The sequence below is a fragment of the Thalassoroseus sp. genome, assembly GCF_984380535.1.
Map to the genome: position 1 here is coordinate 317,934 of NZ_CFHRBF010000001.1, position 24,818 is coordinate 342,751.

At 54.2% G+C, this 24,818-nt stretch carries 21 protein-coding genes; 14 read left to right on the top strand and 7 right to left on the bottom strand.

What is annotated here, in order from left to right; translation table 11 throughout:
* Nucleotides 1–361 precede the first annotated feature (361 nt).
* Together AC5DDB_RS01175 and AC5DDB_RS01180 are read left to right on the top strand one after the other, a co-directional pair.
* Entirely contained in the window at nucleotides 362–1,078 is a 717-nt protein-coding gene (locus AC5DDB_RS01175) for a response regulator transcription factor (RefSeq protein WP_491737832.1), read from the top strand.
* The gene (locus AC5DDB_RS01180; RefSeq protein ID WP_491737833.1) at nucleotides 1,078–2,757 is read left to right on the top strand and encodes a sensor histidine kinase; all 1,680 of its coding nucleotides are present in this window, start codon (nucleotides 1,078–1,080) and stop codon (nucleotides 2,755–2,757) included. Before AC5DDB_RS01175 ends, AC5DDB_RS01180 begins: the two co-directional genes overlap by 1 nt.
* Nucleotides 2,758–2,759: 2 nt before the next feature.
* Here the strand turns inward: AC5DDB_RS01180 and msrA are convergent, their stop codons facing one another.
* Nucleotides 2,760–3,467: a peptide-methionine (S)-S-oxide reductase MsrA gene (msrA, locus tag AC5DDB_RS01185; protein ID WP_491737834.1), complete on the bottom strand. Its 708-nt coding sequence runs from the start codon at nucleotides 3,465–3,467 to the stop codon at nucleotides 2,760–2,762.
* Nucleotides 3,454–3,993 carry a peptide-methionine (R)-S-oxide reductase MsrB gene (gene msrB / locus AC5DDB_RS01190; protein WP_491737835.1) on the bottom strand — a complete coding sequence of 180 codons (540 nt, stop codon included), beginning with the start codon at nucleotides 3,991–3,993 and terminating at the stop codon, nucleotides 3,454–3,456. Before msrB ends, msrA begins: the two co-directional genes overlap by 14 nt.
* 197 nt (nucleotides 3,994–4,190) lie before the next feature.
* Between msrB and AC5DDB_RS01195 the strand changes: the two genes are divergently transcribed.
* Nucleotides 4,191–6,446, top strand: coding sequence for a YfhO family protein (locus AC5DDB_RS01195; protein WP_491737836.1), 2,256 nt, complete (start codon nucleotides 4,191–4,193; stop codon nucleotides 6,444–6,446).
* Here the strand turns inward: AC5DDB_RS01195 and AC5DDB_RS01200 are convergent.
* Complete coding sequence (locus AC5DDB_RS01200; RefSeq protein WP_491737837.1) at nucleotides 6,421–7,137, bottom strand: 3-keto-disaccharide hydrolase; 717 nt, start codon at nucleotides 7,135–7,137, stop codon at nucleotides 6,421–6,423. The two genes, AC5DDB_RS01195 and AC5DDB_RS01200, sit on opposite strands and share 26 nt — an antisense overlap.
* A 171-nt stretch (nucleotides 7,138–7,308) precedes the next feature.
* Between AC5DDB_RS01200 and AC5DDB_RS01205 the strand changes: the two genes are divergently transcribed.
* The 7 genes from AC5DDB_RS01205 to AC5DDB_RS01235 all read left to right on the top strand — a co-directional run bounded on the left by AC5DDB_RS01205 (nucleotide 7,309) and on the right by AC5DDB_RS01235 (nucleotide 14,122).
* Nucleotides 7,309–9,120 carry an ATP-binding cassette domain-containing protein gene (locus AC5DDB_RS01205; protein ID WP_491737838.1) on the top strand — a complete coding sequence of 604 codons (1,812 nt, stop codon included), beginning with the start codon at nucleotides 7,309–7,311 and terminating at the stop codon, nucleotides 9,118–9,120.
* A gap of 21 nt (nucleotides 9,121–9,141) precedes the next feature.
* Nucleotides 9,142–9,735, top strand: a complete 594-nt coding sequence (locus AC5DDB_RS01210) for a DUF4303 domain-containing protein (protein WP_491737839.1) — start codon at nucleotides 9,142–9,144, stop codon at nucleotides 9,733–9,735.
* Between the two features lie 89 nt (nucleotides 9,736–9,824).
* Nucleotides 9,825–10,571 carry a DNA repair protein RecO gene (gene recO, locus AC5DDB_RS01215; protein WP_491737840.1) on the top strand — a complete coding sequence of 249 codons (747 nt, stop codon included), beginning with the start codon at nucleotides 9,825–9,827 and terminating at the stop codon, nucleotides 10,569–10,571.
* Between the two features lie 25 nt (nucleotides 10,572–10,596).
* On the top strand, nucleotides 10,597–11,814 hold the full coding sequence (gene bamD / locus AC5DDB_RS01220; protein ID WP_491737841.1) for an outer membrane protein assembly factor BamD: 1,218 nt from the start codon (nucleotides 10,597–10,599) through the stop codon (nucleotides 11,812–11,814).
* A gap of 152 nt (nucleotides 11,815–11,966) precedes the next feature.
* Nucleotides 11,967–12,467: an LPS assembly lipoprotein LptE gene (gene lptE / locus AC5DDB_RS01225; protein ID WP_491737842.1), complete on the top strand. Its 501-nt coding sequence runs from the start codon at nucleotides 11,967–11,969 to the stop codon at nucleotides 12,465–12,467.
* A 160-nt stretch (nucleotides 12,468–12,627) separates the two neighbouring features.
* Entirely contained in the window at nucleotides 12,628–12,918 is a 291-nt protein-coding gene (locus AC5DDB_RS01230; RefSeq protein WP_491737843.1) for a co-chaperone GroES, read from the top strand.
* 22 nt (nucleotides 12,919–12,940) lie between these two features.
* Entirely contained in the window at nucleotides 12,941–14,122 is a 1,182-nt protein-coding gene (locus tag AC5DDB_RS01235) for a dipeptide epimerase (RefSeq protein ID WP_491737844.1), read from the top strand.
* 8 nt (nucleotides 14,123–14,130) lie between these two features.
* On the opposite strand, the gene AC5DDB_RS01240 is transcribed toward AC5DDB_RS01235, so the two are convergent.
* The 3 genes from AC5DDB_RS01240 to AC5DDB_RS01250 all read right to left on the bottom strand — a co-directional run bounded on the left by AC5DDB_RS01240 (nucleotide 14,131) and on the right by AC5DDB_RS01250 (nucleotide 16,703).
* Entirely contained in the window at nucleotides 14,131–14,925 is a 795-nt protein-coding gene (locus AC5DDB_RS01240; RefSeq protein ID WP_491737845.1) for a class I SAM-dependent methyltransferase, read from the bottom strand.
* Nucleotides 14,926–14,931: 6 nt separating this feature from the next.
* A complete protein-coding gene (locus tag AC5DDB_RS01245; RefSeq protein ID WP_491737846.1) occupies nucleotides 14,932–16,101 on the bottom strand; it encodes a hypothetical protein in 1,170 nt (389 codons plus the stop codon).
* A gap of 62 nt (nucleotides 16,102–16,163) precedes the next feature.
* Entirely contained in the window at nucleotides 16,164–16,703 is a 540-nt protein-coding gene (locus tag AC5DDB_RS01250) for a PSP1 C-terminal domain-containing protein (protein WP_491737847.1), read from the bottom strand.
* A gap of 268 nt (nucleotides 16,704–16,971) precedes the next feature.
* On the opposite strand from AC5DDB_RS01250, the gene AC5DDB_RS01255 reads away from it, so the two are divergent.
* The 4 genes from AC5DDB_RS01255 to AC5DDB_RS01270 all read left to right on the top strand — a co-directional run bounded on the left by AC5DDB_RS01255 (nucleotide 16,972) and on the right by AC5DDB_RS01270 (nucleotide 21,077).
* The gene (locus AC5DDB_RS01255; RefSeq protein WP_491737848.1) at nucleotides 16,972–18,363 is read left to right on the top strand and encodes a hypothetical protein; all 1,392 of its coding nucleotides are present in this window, start codon (nucleotides 16,972–16,974) and stop codon (nucleotides 18,361–18,363) included.
* The gene (locus AC5DDB_RS01260) at nucleotides 18,360–19,049 is read left to right on the top strand and encodes a phospholipase D-like domain-containing protein (protein ID WP_491737849.1); all 690 of its coding nucleotides are present in this window, start codon (nucleotides 18,360–18,362) and stop codon (nucleotides 19,047–19,049) included. The genes AC5DDB_RS01255 and AC5DDB_RS01260 overlap by 4 nt, the downstream gene beginning before the upstream one ends.
* A 409-nt stretch (nucleotides 19,050–19,458) precedes the next feature.
* Entirely contained in the window at nucleotides 19,459–20,421 is a 963-nt protein-coding gene (locus AC5DDB_RS01265) for a PIG-L deacetylase family protein (protein ID WP_491737850.1), read from the top strand.
* Between the two features lie 158 nt (nucleotides 20,422–20,579).
* Entirely contained in the window at nucleotides 20,580–21,077 is a 498-nt protein-coding gene (locus tag AC5DDB_RS01270) for a hypothetical protein (protein ID WP_491737851.1), read from the top strand.
* Between the two features lie 188 nt (nucleotides 21,078–21,265).
* Here the strand turns inward: AC5DDB_RS01270 and AC5DDB_RS01275 are convergent, their stop codons facing one another.
* Entirely contained in the window at nucleotides 21,266–24,649 is a 3,384-nt protein-coding gene (locus AC5DDB_RS01275; RefSeq protein WP_491737852.1) for an SdrD B-like domain-containing protein, read from the bottom strand.
* Nucleotides 24,650–24,818: the final 169 nt, after the last annotated feature.

The following is a 24,818-nucleotide window of genomic DNA, read 5'->3' on the forward strand; positions in this document are numbered from 1 at the left end:
CAGACCCCGACCGCAGGGCACGAGAATACGTGCTTCTTCGGTCCGCGAAAGTGAGTGAGTTTTTGCTGTAGAGAGAGAGGTGCGGGCTTCTCGCAGATTCGTGGTTCGACGTCAAGACGAAATCATCGGCAATTGCGGTCTGTTAAGGTAGATATCCGGTTTCTGGGAACCAAATTTGGTCCGAACGCGTCATCGGTACGTTGGCAGACAAGTCGGATCCGAAATTTTGAAGACAGAAAACCTCTGGGAAGTTCGTCCGAGGTTGCTCTGAACTTGAAATTACACCTGTTACCAAGTCGTTACGTCTGCCGGTCAGACGTCGTCTATACTGTGAGTAATTGTTCCCCACGAGATCAATTTCATGAAGCAGCGTATTCTTACAATCGAAGACGACCCGGCTATTCGTCGCGGCTTGGTCGACGCTTTCGAGTTCGCCGGTTTCGATATTCTCGAAGCCGGTCGCGGTGATCATGGTCTGAAACTCGCGTTGGAATGCGTGTACGATTTGCTCGTGCTCGATCTAGTCTTGCCGGGTTTGAGTGGCTTGGAGATTCTGCAGGCAGTCCGCCAGGAACGCCCAACGGTACCGATTATCATTCTCTCTGCCCGTGGGGACGAAAACGATCGCGTTGCCGGGCTGCGATTGGGAGCGGATGACTATGTCGTTAAACCGTTTAGCATTAGAGAGTTAACAGCCCGTGTCGAAGCGGTGTTGCGACGCTCGCCCGAGCGTTCTTCACACGACGTTCCCTTCTGTTTGCCCCACGCAACCATCGACTTCGATCGTGGACTCATCGAGTTCGAAGACGGTACCGAAGCAGAACTCACCGAACGTGAAGCTGAATTGCTTCGGTATCTGCGGACGCACGCCGGTCGCGTCATTTCGCGGGAAGAATTGATGTCACACGTGTGGCATATCGATCCACGTGGTCTTAATACACGAGCGATCGATATGCAGGTCGCCCGGTTGCGAGAGAAAATTCGCGATCGCAATTCGAGCTCCCAAATGTTGCGGACCGTTCGAGGACGGGGATACGAGTTGGTCGTCCCCGAAGTCGCAACCCAGGAGGACCGTTGATGCGTTCGCGGTTGCTGTGGTTTGGTTTCTTCGCCTCTTTGATCGTCGTGACAGCGGCGTTGGTGTGGATCAGCCAAACGGTCTTGGAATTGGAAACCGCAGAGCGGGATCTCGTGCGACAATCGGAATCGAATCGGTTGGCGTTATGGCGGATGGATTCGATTCTGGTGCCACTCATCGCGCGAGAAAGCGGTCGGTCGGCGACGGTTTATCGTCAAAAGTCGGAGCCGACGGAGTTCGTGCGACTCCGCTTCGAATTCCGGCAAGACAATCGGATGTTTTGCGTGCTGCCGAATAAACCTGTGGCAGACACATCCACCTTCCCTACTGCGTTGTGTGCCGCGGTCGAATCTACGAATCTGCTCGAGCGTTTATTGAAACAGCAACCACTCGATCCGCCTGAGGTCTATAACGAGCTTGAGTTGCAACAAGCATCACCGAATCAATCGGCTGATCCATTCACGGTTCAGAGCAACTCTTCCTACCAACAGCTTGCCGCCCAAGAATTTTCGCGGAACCAGAACGAATTTCGAAAACGTTCCCAAAATGTCATGGATAACACCGCTCGTGGAGGGATGCAGTCTCCAATGGGGTTACCACGATCGGAAGAGACTCTGCGGGTCCTCGGCCCGATGCAGGGAGTTTGGCAGGATGGATTGCTGATGCTCGTCCGCCCGGTGGAAGAAGGGAAAACACAGTTTGTTCAGGGATGCTGGCTTGATTGGAACACGATTCGTTCGCAGTTGCTCGACGACATTCAAGACCTGTTGCCAGACGCCGAGTTAGTGCCATCGGAAACGGCGGAGAACGGCTTACAGTTGGCTGCGTTGCCGCTGCGTCTCACTCCGGGTTTACCGCCGCCGGAGTCGCTACCACTTTGGACGCCGCTCCGAGTTTCGCTGGTGATCGCATGGGGGTGCTGGTTCGTGGCAGCAGTTGCGGTGGGATGGGTGTTGAATTGTGCGATTCGACTCAGCGAACGTCGGGGAGCTTTCGTCTCGGCAGTTACGCACGAACTACGTACCCCGTTGACGACGTTCCGGCTTTACACAGAAATGCTCGTGGACGGCATGGTTTCGGCGCCGGAAAAACGACGACATTACTTGCAAACCTTGCGGATCGAAGCCGAGCGATTAGGGCACCTCGTGGAAAACGTGCTCTCATATGCCCGGCTGGAAAACACACGTCGCCCGAACGCCATTGAAGAAATCGACATCGCCGATTTCTTCGAACGACTGCGTTCCACCTTGCAGGAGCGGGCCAACCGGTCGGGTCGGACGTTGGAGTTTAAATCCGCTACGGAAGACGTCCAAATTTCCGGCGACTCGGGGGCAGTCGAACGGATTCTGTTCAACCTCGTCGACAACGCGTGTAAATACGGCGGCGATGAGTTGAATTCCAAGATCGAAATCACCGTTCGAAGACAGGGCCAGACCGCGGTGATTTCCGTCCGTGACTTCGGTCCCGGGGTTTCCCACCGCCAGGCCCGTCGATTGTTCCGACCGTTCTCGAAGTCGGCCCACGAAGCCGCACATTCGGCTCCGGGTGTTGGCCTGGGATTAGCGTTGTCCCGGCGGTTGGCACGCAGCATGGGCGGCGATTTGCAGTGCGATTGTTCGGTCGATCAGGGAGCATGTTTTCAACTCACGCTCCCTGTCGCCAAGTCGAGTCTCAACTAAGGTTATTGCTCGTCGACCAACCAATCTTTGTACTTCTCACGAACTTTCGCTAGTTTCGGCATCGCAACGCATTGGATATACGGGTTGCTGCTCTGCAATCGAGCGTAGTTTTGGTGATATTCCTCCGCGACGTAGAAACCTTTCAGCGGTTCTAACGTGGTGACGATCGGAGCATCAAACACCTTTTTCGTCTCAAGTTTCTTGATGAAGTTTTCAACCGCCTGCTTCTGAGCGGCGCTCGAATAGAACACCGCTGAACGGTAATGCTTCCCGATGTCAGCCCCTTGCCGATTCTTCTGTGTCGGGTCATGAGCGACGAGGAAGAACACTTCGAGAATCTGCTCGAGCTGGATTTGCTCCGGGTTATAACGGACTCGGATCGATTCGGCATGATTCGTCAACCCCGCGGATACCAGCGTATAAGACGCATCCCCTTCGTTTCCGCCGGAATAACCACTGTCGACCGTCTTCACCCCCTTGAGTTCTTCGAATACGGCCTCAGTACACCAGAAGCAACCGCCCGCGAGGACGATTTCGCCTGTTTCAGCGTTCTTGGTGTTGTCGTTATCAGATGGATTTTGCGGGGCAGATTCAGGCATGGCAGCCACAGATTGTTGAGGTTCGATGTTGGTTCCACAGCCGGAAAACGTCGTCAGCAGCATTCCAAGCCACCCGACACTGGCGGCAATCAATGGTTTATTGAGCTTCATGATCTTCCGCCGAATTCGAGGGTCGAAAATCTAAGGCCGCCGAGTTCATGCAGTACCGCAAACCGGTCGGTTCCGGGCCATCCGAAAAAACGTGACCGAGGTGGCCACCACAACGCCGACACAGGACTTCCGTTCGTCGCAGAAAGAGTTTGTAGTCGAACTCCTCCGCGATATTGTCTTGATCGATCGGCTGATAGAAACTCGGCCACCCTGTGCCAGATTCGTACTTTGTCTCGCTGGAATACAACGGCAAACCGCAACCGGCGCAGTGATAGACACCCACACGGTGCTCGTCCCAATAAGCGTTCTTGAACGGCGGTTCTGTGCCTTTTTCACGAAGCACGAAATACTGCTCGGCAGTTAATTCTTGACGCCAATCGCTCTCAGATTGGTCGATGACGTTGAATTCCAACTCATCGACTGGAGTCACTTGAGGTTCATGCGTACTCGACAGCCGCACGCAACTCCATCCTGCAGCGACAATCACTACCAACACAACAACGATCAGAAATGCCCGCGTTTGCACCGTTCACAGTTCCTTTGTTCTGGTCGGCAAATCGTTAATGTGGAATTATACCACGTTGGTACAGATGTGTCAGGATGACTCTGGCGGCAAACGCTGACGGTTCTGCGAATTCTCCGAAAATCGCTCGCCACTGGTCAGTTCGCGTTTTAGCATGAGGTTTTCGTCAGTTTTCGACTTCGCAGCCGCTTGCCCGTCTTATGCCCAACTCCCTTACCACGCCTTGGCTTCGTCATTTTTGGGCGTTTCTGGTCATCACAATCGCGGTTCTGGCGTGTGTGCATCGATTGGTCGCTGAACCGACCGGTGTGCTGGTTGGGCCACAAAATGGCGGACGCAACGACCTTACCGCGAACATGTTGCCGTGGCGAAGTTTTCTAAGCATCGGTTGGGAACAGGCCGGACATCCGCCGATGTGGAATCCCTACGGATTGAGCGGAATTCCGTGGCTGGGAAATCCCCAATCCGCAATGTTTTATCCGCCAAACTGGCTGTTCCTCATGACCACAGCGGCTTGGTTGCCGGGCTGGATTATGGTCGGCCATCTCATTTTTGCAGGGATCGGCGTGTATGTGCTTGGGAATTGGTGGAGGTGGAGCTGGGGAATTTGTGTTCTAGTCGGCTGTGCGTTTTCGTCGGCACCGTTCTTGATCGCACATGTCGGAGAAGGGCACTACAACCAAATCTGCGTGGCTGCTTGGCTCCCTTGGGGTCTTTGGGGGTTCCTACGTCTTCGGGAAAACCGCCAATTCAGTGTGCCCTTGTTAGCGGGCATCTTTTCGATGGCGTTCTTCGCCGGACACGTTCAGGAGTTGTTCTATCTCATTCTCACATTGAGCCTATGGGTTCTCTGGGAGTTACTGTCACCGGCCGCTCGAAGACGTCAACCTTCGTCAGTCACGCTGGCGCGAGATTGGGTTCTAACGGGAATCGCATTGATTGGATTGATCGCAATCGAATTGGGACCAACGTACGCATACACCCATCAAGCCGTGCGGGCAAGCGGAGTGGATATCGAACGAGCTGCCACTATGAGCATCCGCCTAGAGAGTCTCTGGCAACTATGGAATCCGTTCGTGTTTGGCGGCCCGACGAATTACCACGGCCCCGGATATTTCTACTGGGAGAGCGTGCTACACTTCGGTGTGCTGCTCACGATCTCAGCGGTCTTGGCTCCAGTCGTTCGATTTCATGACCGCATGGTATGGCGGTTGTTTCTCACTTTGCTTCTTTGCTTGGTGTTTGCCGCAGGAACACAAACGCCAATGTTTCCGTTGTTCTACAAGTACGTCCCAGGTGTCTCGATGTTTCGAGGGCCGGTGCGACTGTTGTTTTGGGTTTCGCTGTTAGTATGCCTTTTGGGCGGATTCACTAGTCAAGCGATTGTCGACTTCCTAACGCGGTCCCGACAAAGTGGTCAGGCTTTGGCGATCGGCTTCACGGTAGTTTGCATGGGTGTCGTAACGGCTGAAAACGTCCGTCATGCTCATGTCGTCTTGCGAGTCATTCCCGAATTGCGATCCGAGAGCGCGATCACGAGCTACTTGAAGAAACGAATTGGAAATGGCACGGGTGATTATCGCCGCGTCATCGTCGACCAAAATCTGCTTTCTGATCGGGAGGCATGGACCCACGGGATTTCCAAGGTTCATGCCTACGATCCGGTGCCGTTGTTGCGGGCGGTGATTTTGATGGACGTTCTGGATCCCCATCATCCCCCGGACCAGGAATTGATTGGCCTAAAGCCAGCTCACCCCGCACGCTATCGCCAGAACATCTTGGACTTACTCGCCGTGCGTTATGCCGTCGTTCCGGCCAACGGACCTACTCTTGATCCGGCGCACCAATCAGAATGGGCCATTTGCAAGACGGAAGCCAAGTTCGTGACCGAGGAAGCGATCCTTGACGAACACGATCCCAAAACACGCTTGAGCGAGGAAAACTTATTGCCATTCGAGATTTGGGAAAACCTGGATGGGTTGCCGCGAGCGTTTGTTGTCGGGCAGGCGACTGAGGTCCAGGATACCCGCTCAATGATCGATCACCTTGCCAGATTGAATCCGCGTCAAGAAGTCCTGGTCGCGAGGGATGTTTGGAACGGAAGCGATTCACGTCAAAAATTTCAACCGGCTGTCATCGTCGAATTCGGACCTGACTCCATGACGATTCAAGCGAAACTGGACGCGCCAGGATACCTCGTCGTCAGTGATCTGTATTCGCCTGGCTGGAGAGCGACCGTCAATGGACAGTTGACGGAAGTGATCCCGGTCAATCTGGTCCATCGCGGAGTCGCGTTAAAACCCGGCGAGCATACCGTTCGATTCTGGTACGCACCGCCGGGTTTCCGGTTTTGGGCCATCATCAGCGTGGCTACGCTTGGGTTTATCACCGCGATCTCGCTGCAACCGTGGTTGTCAGCGAAGCGGAAGGTTACTCGTCGTGATCCAGCGGCTTAATACGGATGTTTCGCCACATCGCCGTTAGCGGATCTTTGCGGCCACCGACTCCGTGAACTTGCAGCGCGATGAAGCCTTTGGGTGTCATGTCGTCTTTGAAGTCGGCCCGGAGTTCGCCGTTGAGGTACGTGCGAATCGAATCGCCTTTGCACTCGACGCGGACTTTGTTCCAGCCGTCCATCTTATAGATCTTTTGACCTTGTTCCGTGAACGCTTTTCCATCGCCGCCTTTCGGGCCAGGATATAGCCAACCGCGGCGACCTTCATCGTAGATTCCACCAGCCCACAACCGAGTCGGTTTGTTGGGATCGATTTCGACTTGGTACCCGTGAACTCGACCCGCACCGACTTTGATCTTCTTTTTGCCGGTATCGTAAGTTTTTGGCTCGTCGTAGACATTCGAACGAATCTGCACGCCCGAGTTGAGTTCGTTATTCACTTTGAATTCGTATTCGAGAATGAAGTCGCCATACATCTCGTTCGTTGCCAAGAAACTGTTCGGCGAATTGGGGACGGATGTGCCGACAATCGCTCCGTCGATCGCGACGTACTTGGCTTTTCCGCCGTACTGGGTCCAGCCTTCAAGTGACTTGCCGTCGAACAGCGAAATCATCCCGTCTTCGGCAACGGTCACAGCCGAGAAGCAAGCGACCAAACCAAGGCATAGCAGCCAATTGCGTGTAGGAAGCATCAAGCAAACTTTCAAAAAAGGAGTTTGGAAGGTGAATTCGCCAGTTTAACTCGCCCAACTTCAATTTCCCACCATACCGAGATGGGTCAGCCACTTCCGTTTCCACCGCGAACTGCGTAAATTTCGAGGGACGCATCGTATTGTTGATTTCTGAATTGGATTCCCCTCCGTATGGCTCTGCTCACATTGGAAGACGTTTCGATCGGTTACGGCGGCCCCTCATTGCTGGAGGGTGTCACGATGCGGATCGAACGTGGCGAACGGATCGCATTGTTAGGCCGGAACGGCGTCGGGAAATCGACGTTGCTCAAGCTTCTCGATGGTGAAATCACGCCGCACGATGGTCAGGTGAAACGACAGAAAAACCTGCGAACGGCCCGCATGATTCAGGAAGTCCCGCCTGGTCGCGGCGGTACGATTCGGGACATCGTGGCCCTGGGGTTGGAGAACACCGACGACCAAACACCCGCTTGGGAACTCGAAAGCCGGATGGAACGCATCATCGGGTGGCTCGGTCTCGACCCGGAAATGCCGTTCGAGTCGATCTCCTCGGGAATGAAACGCCGGGTGCTACTGGGGCAATCCCTGGTGACCGAACCCGATGTGCTTATGCTCGACGAACCGACGAACCACCTCGATGTTGAATCGATTACCTGGCTCGAAGAATTCCTCGGCCGATTTTCCGGCACACTGATTTTCATCACCCACGACCGCGTATTCATGCAGAAACTCGCGACACGGATCGTGGAACTCGAACGCGGACGGTTGTTCGATTGGACGTGCGATTTCGACACGTTCGTCAAACGTAAGGAAGCTGCCCTCGAAGCGGAGGCCCAGCAGGAGGCGTTGTTTGACAAGAAACTTGCCCAGGAAGAAGCCTGGATTCGCACCGGCATCAAAGCCCGTCGAACACGCAACGAGGGCAGGGTGCGTGCGTTGCAAGAACTTCGTCGTCAACGTGCCGCAAGACGATCCCAAGTCGGCACCGCGAAAATTCAGGTTCAAGACGCCGAGAAATCGGGACGGTTGGTCCTCGAAGCCAAAAACGTCAACTTTCAGTATGACGACCAACCGATCATTCAAGACCTTTCACTGAAAATGATGCGAGGCGATAAGATTGGTTTGCTCGGCCCCAACGGCTGTGGCAAGACGACTCTCCTCCGCACGCTGCTGGGGGAACTCACGCCGCAATCCGGCACAATCCGACACGGCACGAATCTGGAAGTCGCGTACTTCGATCAGTTGCGAAACCAGATCGACGAAGAAAAAACCGTGCAAGACAACGTCAGCGGCGGGGCGGAGATGGTGGCGGTCGGCGGAAAGTCTCGGCATATCATCGGCTATCTACACGACTTCCTGTTCTCATCCGAACGCGCTCGCAGCCCGGCACGGTTTCTCTCCGGTGGTGAACGCAATCGGCTCATGCTCGCGAAGATGTTCACGAAACCATCGAACGTGCTCGTCCTTGACGAACCCACAAACGACTTGGATTTCGAGACGCTGGAACTGCTCGAAAGTCTCTTGGTCGAATACACCGGTTCGGTGTTGCTCGTCAGCCACGACCGGGCGTTCCTCAACAATGTCGCAACCAGCGTGCTCGCGTTTGAAGGCGACGGCCGGTTCAAAGAGTACGACGGCGGTTACGATGATTGGCTGCGTGCCCAGAAGGATCGTGCCGCTGCCAATCTCGACTCCAAGGAATCCTCCGACGCAAAATCCAATACGAGACCTGGCAAATCGGGCAAGACGGACAGACCCAAGAAACTCAGTTTCAAAGAAAATCGCGAACTCGAAGAGTTGCCTCAACGGATCGAATCGCTCGAAACCGAGCAGTCGGAGCTCCAAAATTCCATGACCGATCCTGATTTCTTCCGTCAAGACGGCGGCAAAGTCGCGGAGGTTTCGAATCGGCTGGAAGCGATCCAAAACGAATTGCAAGTCGCCTACACGCGGTGGGAAGAACTCGAGGCCCGCGCGGAGTAAGCAATAATTTTAGGGTGAGAAATGGCTGACTTTGATTTTCAACGATTGCGATCCGTACTCACGCCCGCATGTCTGACTGCGTTCAGGGAGCTTCGCGAGAATCATAAAGACGAATCGTTTTATTGCATGGGACTCTACACCTGTGGCTTACGATCCTCTCTTATGCCGACTGCCATGACGGAAGAGGGGCTCGACCAAGCATTCCGAAGTAACCGATCCTATTCGGGATCCGCACATAGATCGGATGACCATCTTCGCGCGTCCTTGCGTTGGAGCCCTTGTGATTCCCCGCTCCATTTGGAAGGGGAACACCATTTCGACGAGGTCAATAAGCTGATGAACGACGTCTATGCTACGTTGAGGACAGTCGATACGGACCACGGCTGGGAGGAGTTTGACGATTTCACGAAAGGCGTTGATAATGCCATCTGTGAAGTCTTGGAATCTGTCGATCTCGCAGGTGTCTTTGGAACTAGACAGGAACGCGAAAAAATCTTCGTCTCGATCCTGATGGGGGACCAAGACGACTCAATTCTTGAGTTTGGTCGGCGATTGAATCCAGAAAAGACCTTTCAACAATTTGAGAAAGAATGGGGATATACGCCCCCTGACTAAACTCACTGGTCCCAGTGAAACGCAGCTTGGAAGCAGTCAAGACCAAATGTTGAACCGCCAAGTCTTCAAGAAATTTCGAAAAATCGGCCATGTCGACTGAAAAAACCGAAGCGCTGACGGTACGGCTTGCCGATTTTAGTGAAACCAGCAAAGTCGTAACGTTTTTAACGGCCGACTTTGGGAAGGTCACGGCAATCGCCAAAGGTGCTAAACGTTTGAAAAGTGCCTTCGAGATCGCTCTTGACCTCCTCACGCGGTGTGAGATAGTTTTCATTCGCAAATCCTCGGGACTTCATATCCTCACGGAAGCTCGGCTCGTCCGGCGTTTCCAACCCCATCAAAAAGATATGTTGAGTTTGTACGGCGGATATTACGTCGCCGAACTTCTCGCTGGATTCACGGAAGAAGACGATCCTCATCCTCAATTGTACGAAGCAGCGATTCAGACACTCGATGCACTCACCAACAAACCGGACAGTCGACTCACGATTATCCACTTTGAATTGGTGGTGCTTAGGGAAATTGGACAACTTCCCGCCTTCGATGCCTGTCTCGCTTGTGGACAACCGGTCACGGAGAATCGAACTTATGCTCTCTGGGCAGGCCAGGGGGGATTGATTTGCCAAAGCTGTCAGCGGGAATCCTATCAACCGCAAAGCACCTCGGTTCCGGCCGGAACCGTGATGCTGCTTCGGCGACTCAGTCAACCCAATACCGACCCGGCGAGAATCGCGGTGAGCGAACAACAAATTCGACAGATGCGACAAGTCACGACGGCAGCCATTTCTCATGGATTGGGACGGCGGCCTAAGACGTTGCGATATCTCCAATTTTGATTCCTTCAGTCCGTCATGGATGACGATGCGAAAATCATACCAAAATCAATCGCCTCGGCGTTGCGGCATGTGTCGCGGCGGGCTGCTTGCAGGTCTCTTGCTGCTCGCGGGCTGTCAGGCCCCTGGCATGGCGCAGCCGGAACCGGAGGGCTTCAGTCTTTCGAAGCTCAAGTTCTGGGAACGTGACGATCGCGACCTACGGTCGATTGATGGCATTCGCGGTCCGCTTCAACGGCAACTCGAACGAAGTGCTTCCCTACGTGGCACTTACGATGGGTCACTTGCTCCGCTCGAAGGCCAACAGGAGTTCGACCAAGCGAAAGCCCTGTTCGATAGTGGCGACTACGAAGCAGCTCAGAAGCAATTCAAGCGAGTCGCGAAACGCTATAAAGACACGCCGATCGAAGAAGAAGGCTTGTTCTATGTTGCCGAGTGTGAATTCGCTCGGGGACGCTACGCGAAGGCCCAAGACGCCTACGACACGCTGCTGAAAAAATACCCGACGCCTCGTCAGTTGGATTTGATGACACGACGGCTATTCGACATCGCTCGAACCTGGCTGGAATATCCTGAGTTCGTGGAAACGAGCGAAATCCAACAAGTCAATTTGGAGAACCCGAAAGCCACACCGCCGCCGGAAGCTCCGATCGAACGTAGTTGGGACCCGTCCCGTATGATTCCAATTTTCCCCAACATGTGGGACAAATCACGACCGGCGTTCGATACCGATGGCCGCGCACTGCAGGCTCTCCGCACAATCTGGCTTAACGACCCGACCGGGCCGATCGCGGATGATGCGTTGATGCTCGCCGCGAGCCATAACCTTCGCAAAGGCAGTTACCTCGAAGCGGACCGATTGTTCGAGATTCTCCGACGAGATTATCCCAAGAGTCCGCACTTGGAAAACGCATTCATCCTCGGTTCGCATGTGAAACTCATGGCGTACCAGGGGCCGAACTACGATGGCAATTCACTCACACAAGCGGCTCAGTTGAAGGAAAGCACTCTTCGACTCTACCCCAAAACGGAAGACCGCGAACGCATCCTGAACCAAATTCGGCAAATCGAAGAAGCGAAAGCCGAGCAGGAGTGGGCGAACGTGATCTTCTGGCAGAAGAAAAACAACCCGGTTTCGGTGGCAACCTGTTGCCGGGAAGTCATTCGACTTTACCCGAACAGTTCCTACGCCAGCCAAGCGCGAGACCTGCTCGCGGAAATGCAGGCCAACGGAACTGTCGAGTAGTCAACGAACAGATAGTGAAAATGACCGATTACGTGTGTCATGGATGTCGCGTCAATGTGAGAAACCTGGATATGTTTCGTGAATTCCAGGTTCGAGCTAATTACGACACACGTTACTCATCGGGCGGCTGAACGTCAGCAAGGAATCCACGGATGAATCGAACCTGGCCACTTTTGGCATTGCTTCTCGCAGGTTGCGGGTACGTAGTCGGTTCGCCGTTTCGACCGGATGTTCGCAGTGTCGCCGTCCCGATCTTTCAGAATGATACTTACCGCAAGGGTGTCGAGTTCCAACTCACCGAGGCGGTTCAGAAGGAAATGCAGCAACGCGGCTTGCAAATCGCTGAGGAACCTTACGCAGACACCCGACTCACCGGCAAAATTGTCGAGATTCAAAAGCAAGTCTTGACCGAATCCGCTTTCGATGACCCTCGACAGTTACAACTTCAATATGCGGTGGTCATCCAATGGGAAGACTTACGGACCGGGCGGTACCTTTCCGACCAACAAATCCTGTTACCACCGGAAGACACCGCATTTTTCGGGCAAGGCCAATTCGCTCCTGAAGTCGGTCAGTCCCTTGCGACTGCGAAGGAAGAAGTGGTCCAGCGAATCGCTCGACAGATCGTCAATCGCATGGAAATGCCTTGGTAAGGAATGTTATCGCGGTTCTGAGAAACCTGTAGCATTCGTAAAAATGCTGAGTTGACTCTTTCGTCTTTTACGGCGTTCTATTCAAATACAACCAAATCGGTTTCCGTACAAAACCGACTGACTCGATCAACTTCTGAGACGTCGAATTGGACACCGAACGATGAAAATTGTGCCTTTAGGCGACAAAGTCGTCTTACAACGAATCGAAGCGGACACCGTCACGGCCGGCGGTTTGGTCGTGCCAGATGATGCCCGCGAGAAAACCACCGAAGGCCGCGTGCTGAGCGTCGGCGATGGCGTTCGTCGGGCGGATGGTTCTCGGGCACCGTTTCAAGTCAAAGAGGGCGACCGCGTGATGTTCAGCCCCTGGGCTGGAACAGAAATCGATATCGACGGTGAATCAGTTTTGATCGCCAGCGAGTCTGATATTCTCGTCGTACTGACCCCTTAAGTCATTCAGTTCGGCGGATGCAATGCGAGTCACTGAATGGCGAATTGTCCACGTTCGCATTCCGCTCAAGAAAACGATTCGGCACGCATCGCACGTCCGCAATTCGACTGACTCTCTCATCGTCAGATGCCGCCTCGACACCGGTCAAATCGGATGGGGCGAAGGTCTGCCCCGTGAGTACGTGACTGGCGAGGACATTGACGCCGCGTACGCATTGCTTAAAGATTTGCCTAAAAACTCTCCACTGAATTCCCGCTTCGCGACGGAATTCGAAGCCATCGCCGCCGCCGAAGATTGGGAACTTCCACGTCCTCAAAGTGCAAAGCGGGCGTGCTTCGGAAATTCGGCCCGATGTGCCATGGAGTTGGCATTTCTCGACGCCGTCTTCCGCGAAGTTGGTCGTCCATTGTCCGATCTGCCGGGGATGTTGAACGATTTGCCGATCGCATGCGAACCGAAACCATCCGTTCGCTACAGCGGTGCAATCACGGCAGAAAGTTCTCGGAAACAGCTTTGGCAAGCCGTCAAAATGCGACTCTTCGGTTTCGATCAGGTCAAAGTGAAAGTGGGTGTTTCCGACATCGACGATCAGAATTCGCTTCGTAAGATCCGTCGTCTTTTGGGCCGTAAAGTCGATGTTCGAATTGATGCCAACGAGGCGTGGCGGTGCGATGAGGTTGTCAGACGCGTCAATCCGTTGACTCCGTTCGGGATCACGGCCGTCGAGCAACCAGTACCGCACTCTGAGGTCGCGGGGTTGTCCAGCGTGCGTCCTGAATTGTCGGTGCCAATCATGCTCGATGAGTCGCTCTGTCACGCCGAGGATGGACGCCGCGCGATTGATGAAGGATTATGCGACTTGTTTAACATCCGCTTGTCAAAGTGTGGCGGGCTTTTGCCATCCCTTCGGCTAGCGGCCATGGCGGTCGATGCGGGTCTCGGATTTCAACTTGGTTGCCAAGTCGGTGAGACCGGTATTCTGTCGGCGGCGGGGCGACACATCGCATGTGCTATCGAGCCGATCCGGTATCTCGAAGGCAGCTACGATCGCTTTCTCGTCAAGGAAAGTTTGATCGACGAGAACCTCACGTTTGGATACGGCGGGCACGCTGCCAGAATTCAGCGGCCCGGTTTGGGGATTTCATTCAACAAAGCTGCTTTGAACCGTGTGATGATTCGTGAATGGTCGCATGACTGGAGCTAAAATCCGGTTTATGCGGGCGTCCAGATCGAACGCATCCGCTGGGGTTGATCGTCAAGTCGTCGGGCTTTGATTCGCACATACGGCGCTACAAATCGACCGCGATGTCGAAAGTCACCGACGGGAGCAGTGCGGTCGGCACGACTGGGTTCGACAAGGTCTTCGATCACAAAACCGGACTGGCACAACCCGCCGACGAGTTGTTCCCAGCGATGAAGATGCTCGGTCGCATTGTCTTCGCGGTAGGAGGTATCGTCGACAGTCGGCAAGGGTCCCTGGTGGTAGTATTCCACGCCAATCACGTATTGATGATCGCGGGTTCGGCGACTGATTTGCAGACTGGTCGGCGTTTTGTGCTGCGAGATATACAACCCACCCGGACGCAGTACGCGAGCAACCTCACGATAGACCGCAGCGAGATCGGGAACGTAGCAGGTGCTGACAGGTTGATGCACAACGTCCATGCTAGCAGACTCAATCGCGGACAAATCGTCCATCGAGGTCTCCACCAAGCGAACGGTCAAGCGTCTCCGGGCCGCTTCCCGTTCATCAAGGCGAAGCATGGACGGGCTGAGATCGACAACCGTTACGTTTGCCCCGGCCGAGGCGTATAGAATCGATTGCCAGCCACCGCCGGAAGCCAGACATAGCACGTTCAATCCACGAACAGATTCCGGCAACCAGCCTCGACTATCGAGCGTTCCAAGAGGATTGGCGCACTCTTGATCGGTCGCCGCCCGTGCGAAACGACTACCACCATCCGCAAGCCGATTCCAAGCTGCTCGGTTTTTGTCACGGTACGACATGGGACGTCAACTGGCCGTCGTTTGATGCACGATTGCCGCCAAAAAACCGACTGCATCGTCGTTGTCACGAGCCGCATCACGCCAGGCATCCGTCTGCCCAGCTTGCTGACAAAGTTTCAGAAATGAAAACCCGTTGGGATCATTGAACGATCGCAAATGGTTCTTCGCGATCTCGACAGCATCGTCGAGGCGGTCAATCTTCACCAGAAGCGTAACGAGTTCAAACGCCAGGTAAGGTTTGTCTTGTTCGTCCGGTTCTTGATCGAGTTTCGTCCGGAAATATGCGATATGTTCGTCGACATTCTCTCCAAGGATGGTCTTGAAGAAATGAATGTGCGCGGGGTAAAAGTCATCGAAGGGCGGCTCACCGGGGTACTGCAACTGATTGGCGAGTTTGGAACCGTATTCCGCCAACTGCAGAACTTTTTCGAGTTCAGGAGCACCGCGTTCCAGGCAACGGGCGAACCGAACTGTCGAGTTCAAGTGAGACACATCAATGTGATAATTGCCGTTTTCGAAGAGCCAGTCTCGCCCCGCGATCAATTCACGCAACGAATCAGTCGGCGGTGCCATTGCGATTCGCTGCTCGACATCTTGTTGGACGGTTCGCTTAAGGTCGTCGTAGAGTTCCTTGACCAACATCGCTGCCGCCCGTTGTTGGTCCTCACCTTGAAGCAACTGAGCCTGTAACGCCTGGTCAAACGCAGTAATCGTGTTGCACGTGCCATGCGTATGCAACATGATTTCCAGCCCTTTGGCAGGGTGTGCGCCTTGGTGTAGGCAGAGCTGGATCAATTCTTCCGATGCGTCATCCAGTTCTTTGGGAATTGGCATCTCGTCGAGTTTCCGGCGAACGGTGTCGGTTTCGCCAATCGTTCGTAAGTATGGCCAAGCCCGGGCGACATTGTCATCCGCCAGAAACAATTCACCGACTTCACGAGCCACATCGACGTAGTAGTCCTCGAACTCTTTGCGTCGATCTTCGGGAAGATCATCAAGAGCCGTCGGCATTGCCAAAGGCATTCCCATCTCGTTTCGCTTCTTCAGCAATAACGCGTCGAACAAGCGGTCGTAGGCTTTTTGTTCTCGCAAATGTCCGATCAACGTGTCGATCGCCGCCGCGGGACCTTCGCTCTGACAGGTGCTTTCGAGTTTTGAAAAAATCGTTTCAGACATGAAATCGTTGTTCTCTTCTGTGAACGTAGTGGTCGGTTTGATGGTGACAGCGTGTCTGCCGTTTAATGGCCGCAGCCGCCACTTCCACAACCACCGGAGCCGCAACCGCCACTCGATTCGAGTTGAATCATCCCCTCGATACCTACCGGTTGAACGGTTATTGTGCCGAAGCCACCCGCCGCAGCGTACAGTGACAGTTTGGTGCAGTCCGGTCCGCGTTCATTCAGGACGTATAAAATGAGCTGCTCGCCGTCGAGCGTTCGCTCCGTGTCGATCAGTTCCAATTCGAGTTGCCACTCGGCAATTCGATCTTGCCAGGTTTCAAACTCTGCCTCGCAAAGCGAGCGTAATTCGCGATGTCGTTGGAGGTCATCCGTGGTCGCCCTGCGGACAACTTTCAGGTCAGCCAATTCCTCAGCGACACGCTCGAGGCTGAGAGTCTGTTCGGCCGGTTTGGGCGTCCAATCCCGAAGAAGTTCCCCTAACTCAAGCCCCCGCTGCGTACGCACAACGACCTGATCGCTACGATTCAAACTTTCCGGCAAAGAAATGTTGAACCGCCCGACTTCAGGAACTCGACCGTATCGAACAAACACACTCATCGTTGCTTCACAAAAAATTGTGCCAAGACACCGGGGCTTGTGTAACGGAGCTACGACGTTCTCTCCGTTACAATGACAAGAAACCCGTCCAGCAAGCGTATCAGTCCGCTTCGTCAATTCCAAGGCAGACGAAAAACCTCACTCCACGTGTGAACGCGCTTGCAAAGATGCGATACGGGCATCATTCTGAACGACACTTCGACGGAGTACGGTCGCGATCCAACCTTCCTTCCCCAATTCCCACACGAATATGTCTTCGACCCAACGCATGCTCGGCGTCACTGTTCTCGGCGATTATCTCTTGAGCGAAGGGCCGGCAACAGTCCTGCGGAACTTGCAGGATATCGGCGTAACCGCCGTTGCCACCAATCCCACGGTCACGGCGCCCGCCCCGGAAGGAACCGGCAGCTTCCAACCTCCGACCGATGCCGGTAGCAGTCCACGAGTGTTCGATCGCCCCCTCTTCGGTCGGACAAGTTTGTGGGTCCGAAGCGGCCCTAGCTATCACCCGGACCCACAGTTCTACAAACAGTCCCCGTATGCACCACGCACCCCAAATGACCTAACCGAAGACCATGGCCACATCATCGGAGAATTCATTTCGCTAGCGGTCGATGCAGGATTGAAAGTCTATTTTCAACTTGGCGCCGCACAACCGACAGGCCTCCGCAACGAAGATCGTCCACGCCTACCAAATGGCGAACTCCCACAGGGCAGGGTGGCGAATACCGCGAGTCTGGCGAGCGAAGCGGTTCATGCATACAACGCCGCTTACATCGCTGACTTGATTTCCCAATACCCGCAGATCAGCGGATTCCGTCCGGATTGGCCTGAAGCTCCGTGTTACACAATCGACGAATGCTTCCAAGACTTCAGTTCACATGTCGCCAAGTGCCGACCAGTCGAACAATATCTCAAGTCATTAAACATTGATTTCGAAGAAATCCAGTCGGACATCGACCGCCTCTATAACCTACTCCGTGGAGGACTCACAACACCAATTCTTCAGCAAGTCATGTCAGATCCATCGACTCCACAACAGTTCGGTATTCCTGCCAGTTCAATACAGCATTGGTTACAGATCAAACGAGAATTAAGTTTCGCAATTCTGAATCGCTGGCGGACTAGTCTTGAGAACCATAGTCCACACCGCTATGAACTCTCAGCCAATAGTTTTATGCCCCCGTACAACCAACTCACAGGCTTTGACTTCTCTCGCAATGCGTCCATCTGCGATGCCATTTCGCCGAAACTCTATACAATGCACTGGACTCAAATGGTTGACTTCTGGGGAAGACGATTGCTCGAACAGAACTCTAAACTCGATGAGTCAATCTTAGTTAAAGTACTCGCGAATTGGATGGAGATCGATAATAGTCCTGATACAAATAAACTCGCGGACTATGGATACCCCGCCCCTGACGAACCACATCGTGTGAGTACCGATCTTCAAACCCAAAAAATCGAGCAAGTCACTCAAGAGACGAACGGCCAATGTGCAGTTACCCCGCTAGTGCACGGCTACGGACCACCAGCTGATTTCGAGCGTCGCTTACAACTCGTTGCTGACTGCCAGGTCGAGGGTGTCTGGATCAATCGTTATGGCTATTTGAGTGACACGAAACTAGCAATCATTCGAGATACCTGGAGTCCATCATGAATCTCGATCAAATTCGCGATCAACTCGTGCAAACACTTGACGACCACCGGTTATCTCGCAGCGAAAAACGGGCGATGTCACGTGTGCTGGAGGGCATCGCACCGACCCCGCAAAACCTGGGTGTTTTACGAAGCCTGGACTTTGAAGTTGCCTTGTCGAACTTTAACGATGTTCCCGCGCGTCAAACACTGAATTGGCTCGAAGACGTCATCAAGCTTCTAATTCCCAACGTGAACGAGTCTCCGCCAAATGTCGAATGCCATTTTAGCCCCGGAGACGATTGCCCAACACGCATTGCCAGCCTTTTCGACAACGTCAAGAGTCGTGTGGATGTTTGTGTCTTTACGATTACAGATAACCGAATTGCATCTGCGATCGTTTCCGCTCATGAACGTGGCGTGAAAATTCGGCTCATCACAGACGATGACAAGTCGTTCGACACCGGCTCTGACATCGAACGGTTTGAGTCTGTAGGTATTCACGTGCGTCGAGATCGCTCGCCATATCATATGCATCACAAGTTTGCAATTTTCGACGAACAGACGCTCCTAACTGGTAGCTACAACTGGACTCGCGGCGCTGCCGAATACAACGAGGAAAACTTCATCCTCTCGAACGACCTCCGTCTGATCCAACCGTTCCAATCAACCTTCGATCAACTCTGGCACCAGTTCGCTCCCAACTAGTTGCAATCGCGCTATTCACGAGGCCAGTCGACTAAAGTTATCAAGAGTTGAAGTCTGCTAGACGTTAACGGTGATCATCTCACACTGAGATTTCGCGACTCCACCAGAACTATGTTACAGTCAAGTTCTCTCATGCGACGACCGTCATCCTATGAGGAGCCCCATGCTCATTAAAACTTCTCTAGCGAAGTCACTTGATGAGAGCAACAGTTCAAGGTTTTCAAAGCGTTTGGCGAGAAGTCTGGTCTTGGTCGTCGCAGTGGGGTTAGTATCTTCGAACGGGTCGAGTTGTGAATAGCAGGGCCCGCGTAGTACATTCAACATTCAAAATCAATCATGAGGGCGAAGCCGACCACAAACTAGTGCGTGACTTTGCCCCACCGAACTATTTAACATGGGAAGACTCAACATGCGGTTCCTGTCCTTGTTGCTCACCATTCTCACGCTAACGTCATCAGTCGGGTTTGCTGACGACACTCCGAAAGATGATGGCAAGCTGCGAATTATTGTCTTCGGCGCTCATCCCGATGATGCGGAATATCGTGCGGGTGGGTGTGGCGTGAAGTGGGCTCGGCTCGGACACCATGTCAAACTGGTGTCGGTGACCAACGGTGACATCGGACACTGGGCCATGTCTGGGGGTGCATTGGCGAAACGGCGAACGGAAGAAGTTCGCAAAGCATCGAAAATCCTCGGCACCACATCGCAGGTGTTGGACATTCATGATGGCGAGCTGATGCCGACATTGGAGAACCGTCGCAAGATCACGCGACTGATCCGTGAGTGGAAAGCGGATATTGTCATTGCGCATCGTCCATGGGATTATCATCCCGACCATCGCTACGTCGGCGTGCTCGTGCAAGACGCTGCTTTCATGGTGGCGGTCCCTTTCTTCTGTCCCGATGTTCCCGCTCTCGAGAAGAATCCGGTCTTTCTGTATGCCAGTGATCGGTTCCAAAAGCCTTATCCGTTCACGGCCGATATTGCGGTCGCGATTGACGATGTTTTTGAAACCAAAGTCAAAGCAATTGCTGAACTGGAATCGCAAGTGTTCGAGGGGGGAGCGCTTGGCAATGCTGAACAAGCGGCCCAGGCACCTCCAGCCCGTCACCAGGAACTGCGGTTAGCCAAAGTCCGAGAGGTATGGCAAAACCGGGCGGGAGGGGAAGCGAGAAAGTATCGCGACGCTCTGATTCGCTGGTACGGCGAAGATCGGGGCAAAGCGGTGAAATACGCCGAGGCGTTCGAGATCTGCGAGTACGGCCACCAACCAAGCACAGCTGAAATCAGAAAACTCTTTCCATTCTTCGACGAACCGGATTCTACCGCCAAGTCAAAAAGCCCATCGGACACGGAAGGAAAAGAGAAATGATTCGTCACAGCTCAAAACGGAACGACCCGATTCTCGACGAGTCGCCGATCCACTGATGAGTTACTGTGCCGTTCCCACCTAACTTGGCCCCCACGTTGCCCTGAGACGCAGGTCAATGTGACTGGCAAATCACGTCTACCGATCGAAGGAAAGTCACGATGGATTCTCGTCAGCAGGGGCTTTCAGATCGCAAGAATCGCCCAGACGATGCGTCCGATGAGGGGAAGGTTGCCGTCGAACCGTCTGAGGCGTTGGATGCGGTACACTCTTTGATGCATCGATTCGCACCGGAGAACCATGATTTCCGTCAGGGCTACATCACGGGAAACGAACCGACGGACGGGTTGTGGTTTTACCATCCCATTGATGTTGCGGTCGGCGGACCGTCGCCGGTTTGTCATGGCTTCGGTTTTCTCGGGTTTGGCGAGCAGTTTGCCGAACTGTGGGTCATCGTCGACGAAGATGCGAGGGAAGAGGAGCGTCCCAGCTTTATCGGTCGTTTTCTTTACACTGATCCGAACCTGATGCAGCACATCGTCGAAACGCTCCCCGCAGTGGGTGTGATCGTGCCGAGCCATCTCACTTCGGAAGTCGAAAGACTGCAAGCCGCGTTGAGAGACAAGGCTCAGGAACGAGCCCAGAGTCGAAAAGACTAGCACGAAGTCTTTTCAGAAGGTTGTGACATGCCTCTTCGGGCAAACGATGACATTTCTGCCGGTGTCAGGCGACGTTACAGAAATTGGGTTGCCACTGAGTTCAACAATGGGCATCGGCGGTGTCCTCCGGCCAGGCGGTTTGCCAAGAGGACACCGGCGGTGCAACTTTAGTTCGATGCTCGACGGCTCTACATTGTACCTAGTAAGCCGTCCAGATCGTTTGCAAACAGGTCGTCGCGAACTCGTCCGCGGACCCGATCGTTGTCGGGATTGTAGAACAGCCAATCGGTCGATCGGCCACCGCTGAGCGTATCGGAGTCGCCGTCATCCGAAACCGTACCGCCATCGCCGACTGTCAAGAAGTAATCGCCATTGGCACGCGTCGAACTTCCTGAACCATCAAAGAGATTGGCGACCCGCTCTTCGAGCGTTCTCGCTGACGACCACTCAGCAAGCAGTCCACGCAACGCAGTGACGTCTTCGTCGAAAGCCGTTGTGCCACTGATTAGCAAGTCCTCGTTCCGTCCGCCGTCGAGTCGGTCGCTTCCGAACCCACCGATGATGAGGCTTCGGCCGCCACCTGCCGACAGGCGATCGTTGCCGGCGCCGCCAACGATCAATAGGGGTTGTGTGAAACTATTGTCAATGGAAAACTTATCGTCTCCATTGCCCAGATAAGCTTCGATGGAAGTGACGCCGGACGCATCGAATCCAACACCGCGTCCTGACAGGAAGTTGGTTCGGACCTCGGCCCCATGCTTGCGATGATTTCTGATCGAGATGTTGTCAGACTCGCGGGTGCCTACTATTTGAAGGACGCCGTCTTTGACCCGAATGCCGGTCACGTACACGGTTGTCGTTGCTGCATCGGTGTCACCGTCGTCATCTGTCACAGAGACCGAAACCAGATAGACTCCCCCCTCATCGTACGTATGGTTTCCCGTGACGACGTTTCCAGCAATGTTGCCCGCAGACTGGGTTCCGTCTCCCCAATCGATCGTGGCGGTGTGGGTATCAAGGAGACCGGGGTCATCAAAACTGGCCGTGAGCGCGATACTCTGTCCAGGTAAGGCATCGCCCACGTCGTCCGCATCGGTCACGACAGAGGTAATATCCGGAGCAGCATTTTCGACGAGGAGCGTGGCGGTTGCCGTGTCGGTGAGGTCGCCGTCACTGACAAGTACGGACACCGAAAACACGCCGTCATCGCCGAGTCCCAAAGCAGCTAACTCGGCGGGATCGAGAGTCACAGTCACTCCGCTAGCATCATCAAAATCGCCGTCGTTGTCTAAATCCCATTGATAAGTGAGACTGTCGCCGTCCGGATCGGTCGATCCGGCGGCACTCAGCGTGACGCCGCTACCTTCGGTGATCGTGTAAGGTCCACCTGCATCGGCAGTCGGAGCCGCATTCAATCGCTGATTGCCGAAGTCAACACCGGTGTATTCAAGCAGCCCTTCTTCCCACGAAATCGAGAACCGGTACTGCGTGGGATCATTGACCCAATCGAGGGACTCCAACGGGGTGTCCTCCGAAAGCGTGAGATATCGTCTTCGTTCGCCGGTTTCCAGATCGAACTCGACGAGGTATCTCCGACCGATTGTCCCTAACCCGCCAGCGATGAGCTTGTCCTGCGTATGTGCCAATGACCAATGGCCGAAGCTGAAGCCCGCCGTAACAACGAATTTCTGTTCGGCAGTGCCATCCAGATCGAAGGCGACCACCTCTTTGTCATTGTTATCAAATGCCAGTACCTGACGATTGACGGGATCAAACGCCAGACCACTCGTTGCTACCAGTCCTTCATATCCCGGACCAATCTGTGTGACGCTGCCAGTCGTGCGGTCGATTTCCAAAAGGTAGTTGACGGTGTCGCTGGCCGTTGGTTTTCCGACACCATAGATCGTATCGGTCGCGGAATCGTAAGCGAGTCCAAACGTCATTTCGTAGCCGGTTGCGCCGATCAGCGTGAGGTCCCCAGTCGTCGGATCGAGCTGATAAAGACTGTCCGCGTTCCAACCGTTCAAGGCATAGAACTCTCCCGAGTTGGTACGAACCAGGCCATGTGGTCGAACGGAAAGTGGGGCGCCGATTCGCTCGACTCGGCCAGTCAAGCCGTCGATTTCGACAAAGTTCATCAGTCCGTTACCGTTGATGATATAGGCGGCTCCATAGAACGTACCGGGATCGTTGCCGACCGTCGTTTGGATGTAACGTTCCGGCACCACTTCCCGCACGGTGTATACGCCGTCCAGCAGTCCCGTGAAGTAGTATGAGCCATCCTCGCCGGTAATGGCTGTCGTTTCTCCCTCGTCGAGGACCCCATTGCGATTTTGATCCAAGTAGATCGTGACGCCCGCGATACCATTCTCACCGGCATCTTGGATGCCATTCCCATTGACATCTTCAAACTTGACGCCTGAAATGCGGCCCAACGTCGAACGGTTGCCGAAGTCCAGCCCGGCAACATCTGTCGTTCCATCAACCGTGACACGGAATGCGCCCACGCCACCCGTACCACCAGCGAGTCCGCCGCTTTCGACCGGCATGATAAACGAACGTAAGAACGATCCGTCACGAGCGAGCACATCTGTGATGCGACCGCCCGCGGTCAGGTAGATTTCCCCGTCCACGACAGCCAAGCCGCTAACGGTCGAGTTGCTGAGGGTCGCATTGTAGGGAGTGGACTCGCGGATCTGTCCGGTCGCGGGATCAAGAAATAGAAACTCGTCGTTTGTGGAGGAAGTCACTAGCAAGTTTTCCCCCGGCAAGGCGGCTAAGCCACCTTCCACTGTCACCCCTAGTAGCCTGGGGAACGTGGCTGTCACCTGATCCGATACGGGATCGAACACCACCAACGCTGGAGCCGCCGTAATTGAGGTGGAATCGAGCATATAAACCAGCCCGTTCATCGCTGCCAGCCCACCGATGTTTCGATTCGCGAACTCGGCGGCCAACGACGTCTGATCGCGAATCGCTCCGGTCTCGGGATCGAGTTCGTACAGCGTTTTCGCACTGTTTTCGTAATAGAACAGCGTGCCGTCACCAAAAGCCAACCCTTGGGTGAAGCTTGCCTGAGGATTGGGCAACGCGAACTCGTTCAGAATCGTGCCATCCGCCGGGTCGAGTTCCTGCACCCGATGCGTTCCAAAGAACGTTGTAGCGAACAATCGGCTATTCGTGTCTTGTGGCGAGGTCTGCTCGAAAGCAAGTGGCGTGATCTGACGAATGACATACTCGCCCGCAGCCAGCCCTTCGAAGCCATAATTCCCGTCCGTATCCGAAAGTACGGACTGCTCACCGGAATTCAATGTACCATTGTTGTTGGCGTCCAGGTAGACCGTAACTCCGGCGATTCCGGCCTCACCGGCGTCTTGTGAACCGTTGCCGTTGATATCGTCGAACACCGTGCCGGTGACCGCCGAAAGCAAGACACGTTGTTCGAGCTGCTCGACACGGGCCGATGTGTACTTCATCTGACGCGAGCGTTTCGAAACATAGAGACGACTTCGTCGAGAGAAGATTTGTCGCGTAAGTTGCTGTTTCCAGAGGGCAAGAGCGCGTAATACCATGTCAGCTCCAAACTTGCGTATCCAATCCCCATGAGAATCAGTGGATTGGAGGGACGAAAAGAAGAAATCGGAAAATGGAGAATACCCGAATCTGAAGAGTCATCACGTAGCACTGTACCGTCGATATGACCCACGGTCAAACATGATATTCGACCTGCAAGACCTCAGT

Excerpts from the sequence above, each read along its gene's own strand:
- lptE (WP_491737842.1), top strand. The coding sequence starts at position 11,967 with ATGAATCGAACCTGGCCACTTTTGGCATTGCTTCTCGCAGGTTGCGGG.
- AC5DDB_RS01210 (WP_491737839.1), top strand. The coding sequence starts at position 9,142 with ATGGCTGACTTTGATTTTCAACGATTGCGATCCGTACTCACGCCCGCA.
- AC5DDB_RS01265 (WP_491737850.1), top strand. The coding sequence starts at position 19,459 with ATGCGGTTCCTGTCCTTGTTGCTCACCATTCTCACGCTAACGTCATCA.
- AC5DDB_RS01230 (WP_491737843.1), top strand. The coding sequence starts at position 12,628 with ATGAAAATTGTGCCTTTAGGCGACAAAGTCGTCTTACAACGAATCGAA.
- AC5DDB_RS01255 (WP_491737848.1), top strand. The coding sequence starts at position 16,972 with ATGCTCGGCGTCACTGTTCTCGGCGATTATCTCTTGAGCGAAGGGCCG.
- recO (WP_491737840.1), top strand. The coding sequence starts at position 9,825 with ATGTCGACTGAAAAAACCGAAGCGCTGACGGTACGGCTTGCCGATTTT.
- AC5DDB_RS01195 (WP_491737836.1), top strand. The coding sequence starts at position 4,191 with ATGCCCAACTCCCTTACCACGCCTTGGCTTCGTCATTTTTGGGCGTTT.
- msrA (WP_491737834.1), bottom strand. The coding sequence starts at position 3,467 with ATGAAGCTCAATAAACCATTGATTGCCGCCAGTGTCGGGTGGCTTGGA.
- AC5DDB_RS01175 (WP_491737832.1), top strand. The coding sequence starts at position 362 with ATGAAGCAGCGTATTCTTACAATCGAAGACGACCCGGCTATTCGTCGC.
- AC5DDB_RS01180 (WP_491737833.1), top strand. The coding sequence starts at position 1,078 with ATGCGTTCGCGGTTGCTGTGGTTTGGTTTCTTCGCCTCTTTGATCGTC.
- AC5DDB_RS01250 (WP_491737847.1), bottom strand. The coding sequence starts at position 16,703 with ATGAGTGTGTTTGTTCGATACGGTCGAGTTCCTGAAGTCGGGCGGTTC.
- bamD (WP_491737841.1), top strand. The coding sequence starts at position 10,597 with ATGCGAAAATCATACCAAAATCAATCGCCTCGGCGTTGCGGCATGTGT.
- AC5DDB_RS01240 (WP_491737845.1), bottom strand. The coding sequence starts at position 14,925 with ATGTCGTACCGTGACAAAAACCGAGCAGCTTGGAATCGGCTTGCGGAT.
- AC5DDB_RS01275 (WP_491737852.1), bottom strand. The coding sequence starts at position 24,649 with ATGGTATTACGCGCTCTTGCCCTCTGGAAACAGCAACTTACGCGACAA.
- AC5DDB_RS01205 (WP_491737838.1), top strand. The coding sequence starts at position 7,309 with ATGGCTCTGCTCACATTGGAAGACGTTTCGATCGGTTACGGCGGCCCC.
- AC5DDB_RS01245 (WP_491737846.1), bottom strand. The coding sequence starts at position 16,101 with ATGTCTGAAACGATTTTTTCAAAACTCGAAAGCACCTGTCAGAGCGAA.
- AC5DDB_RS01235 (WP_491737844.1), top strand. The coding sequence starts at position 12,941 with ATGCGAGTCACTGAATGGCGAATTGTCCACGTTCGCATTCCGCTCAAG.
- AC5DDB_RS01200 (WP_491737837.1), bottom strand. The coding sequence starts at position 7,137 with ATGCTTCCTACACGCAATTGGCTGCTATGCCTTGGTTTGGTCGCTTGC.
- AC5DDB_RS01260 (WP_491737849.1), top strand. The coding sequence starts at position 18,360 with ATGAATCTCGATCAAATTCGCGATCAACTCGTGCAAACACTTGACGAC.
- AC5DDB_RS01270 (WP_491737851.1), top strand. The coding sequence starts at position 20,580 with ATGGATTCTCGTCAGCAGGGGCTTTCAGATCGCAAGAATCGCCCAGAC.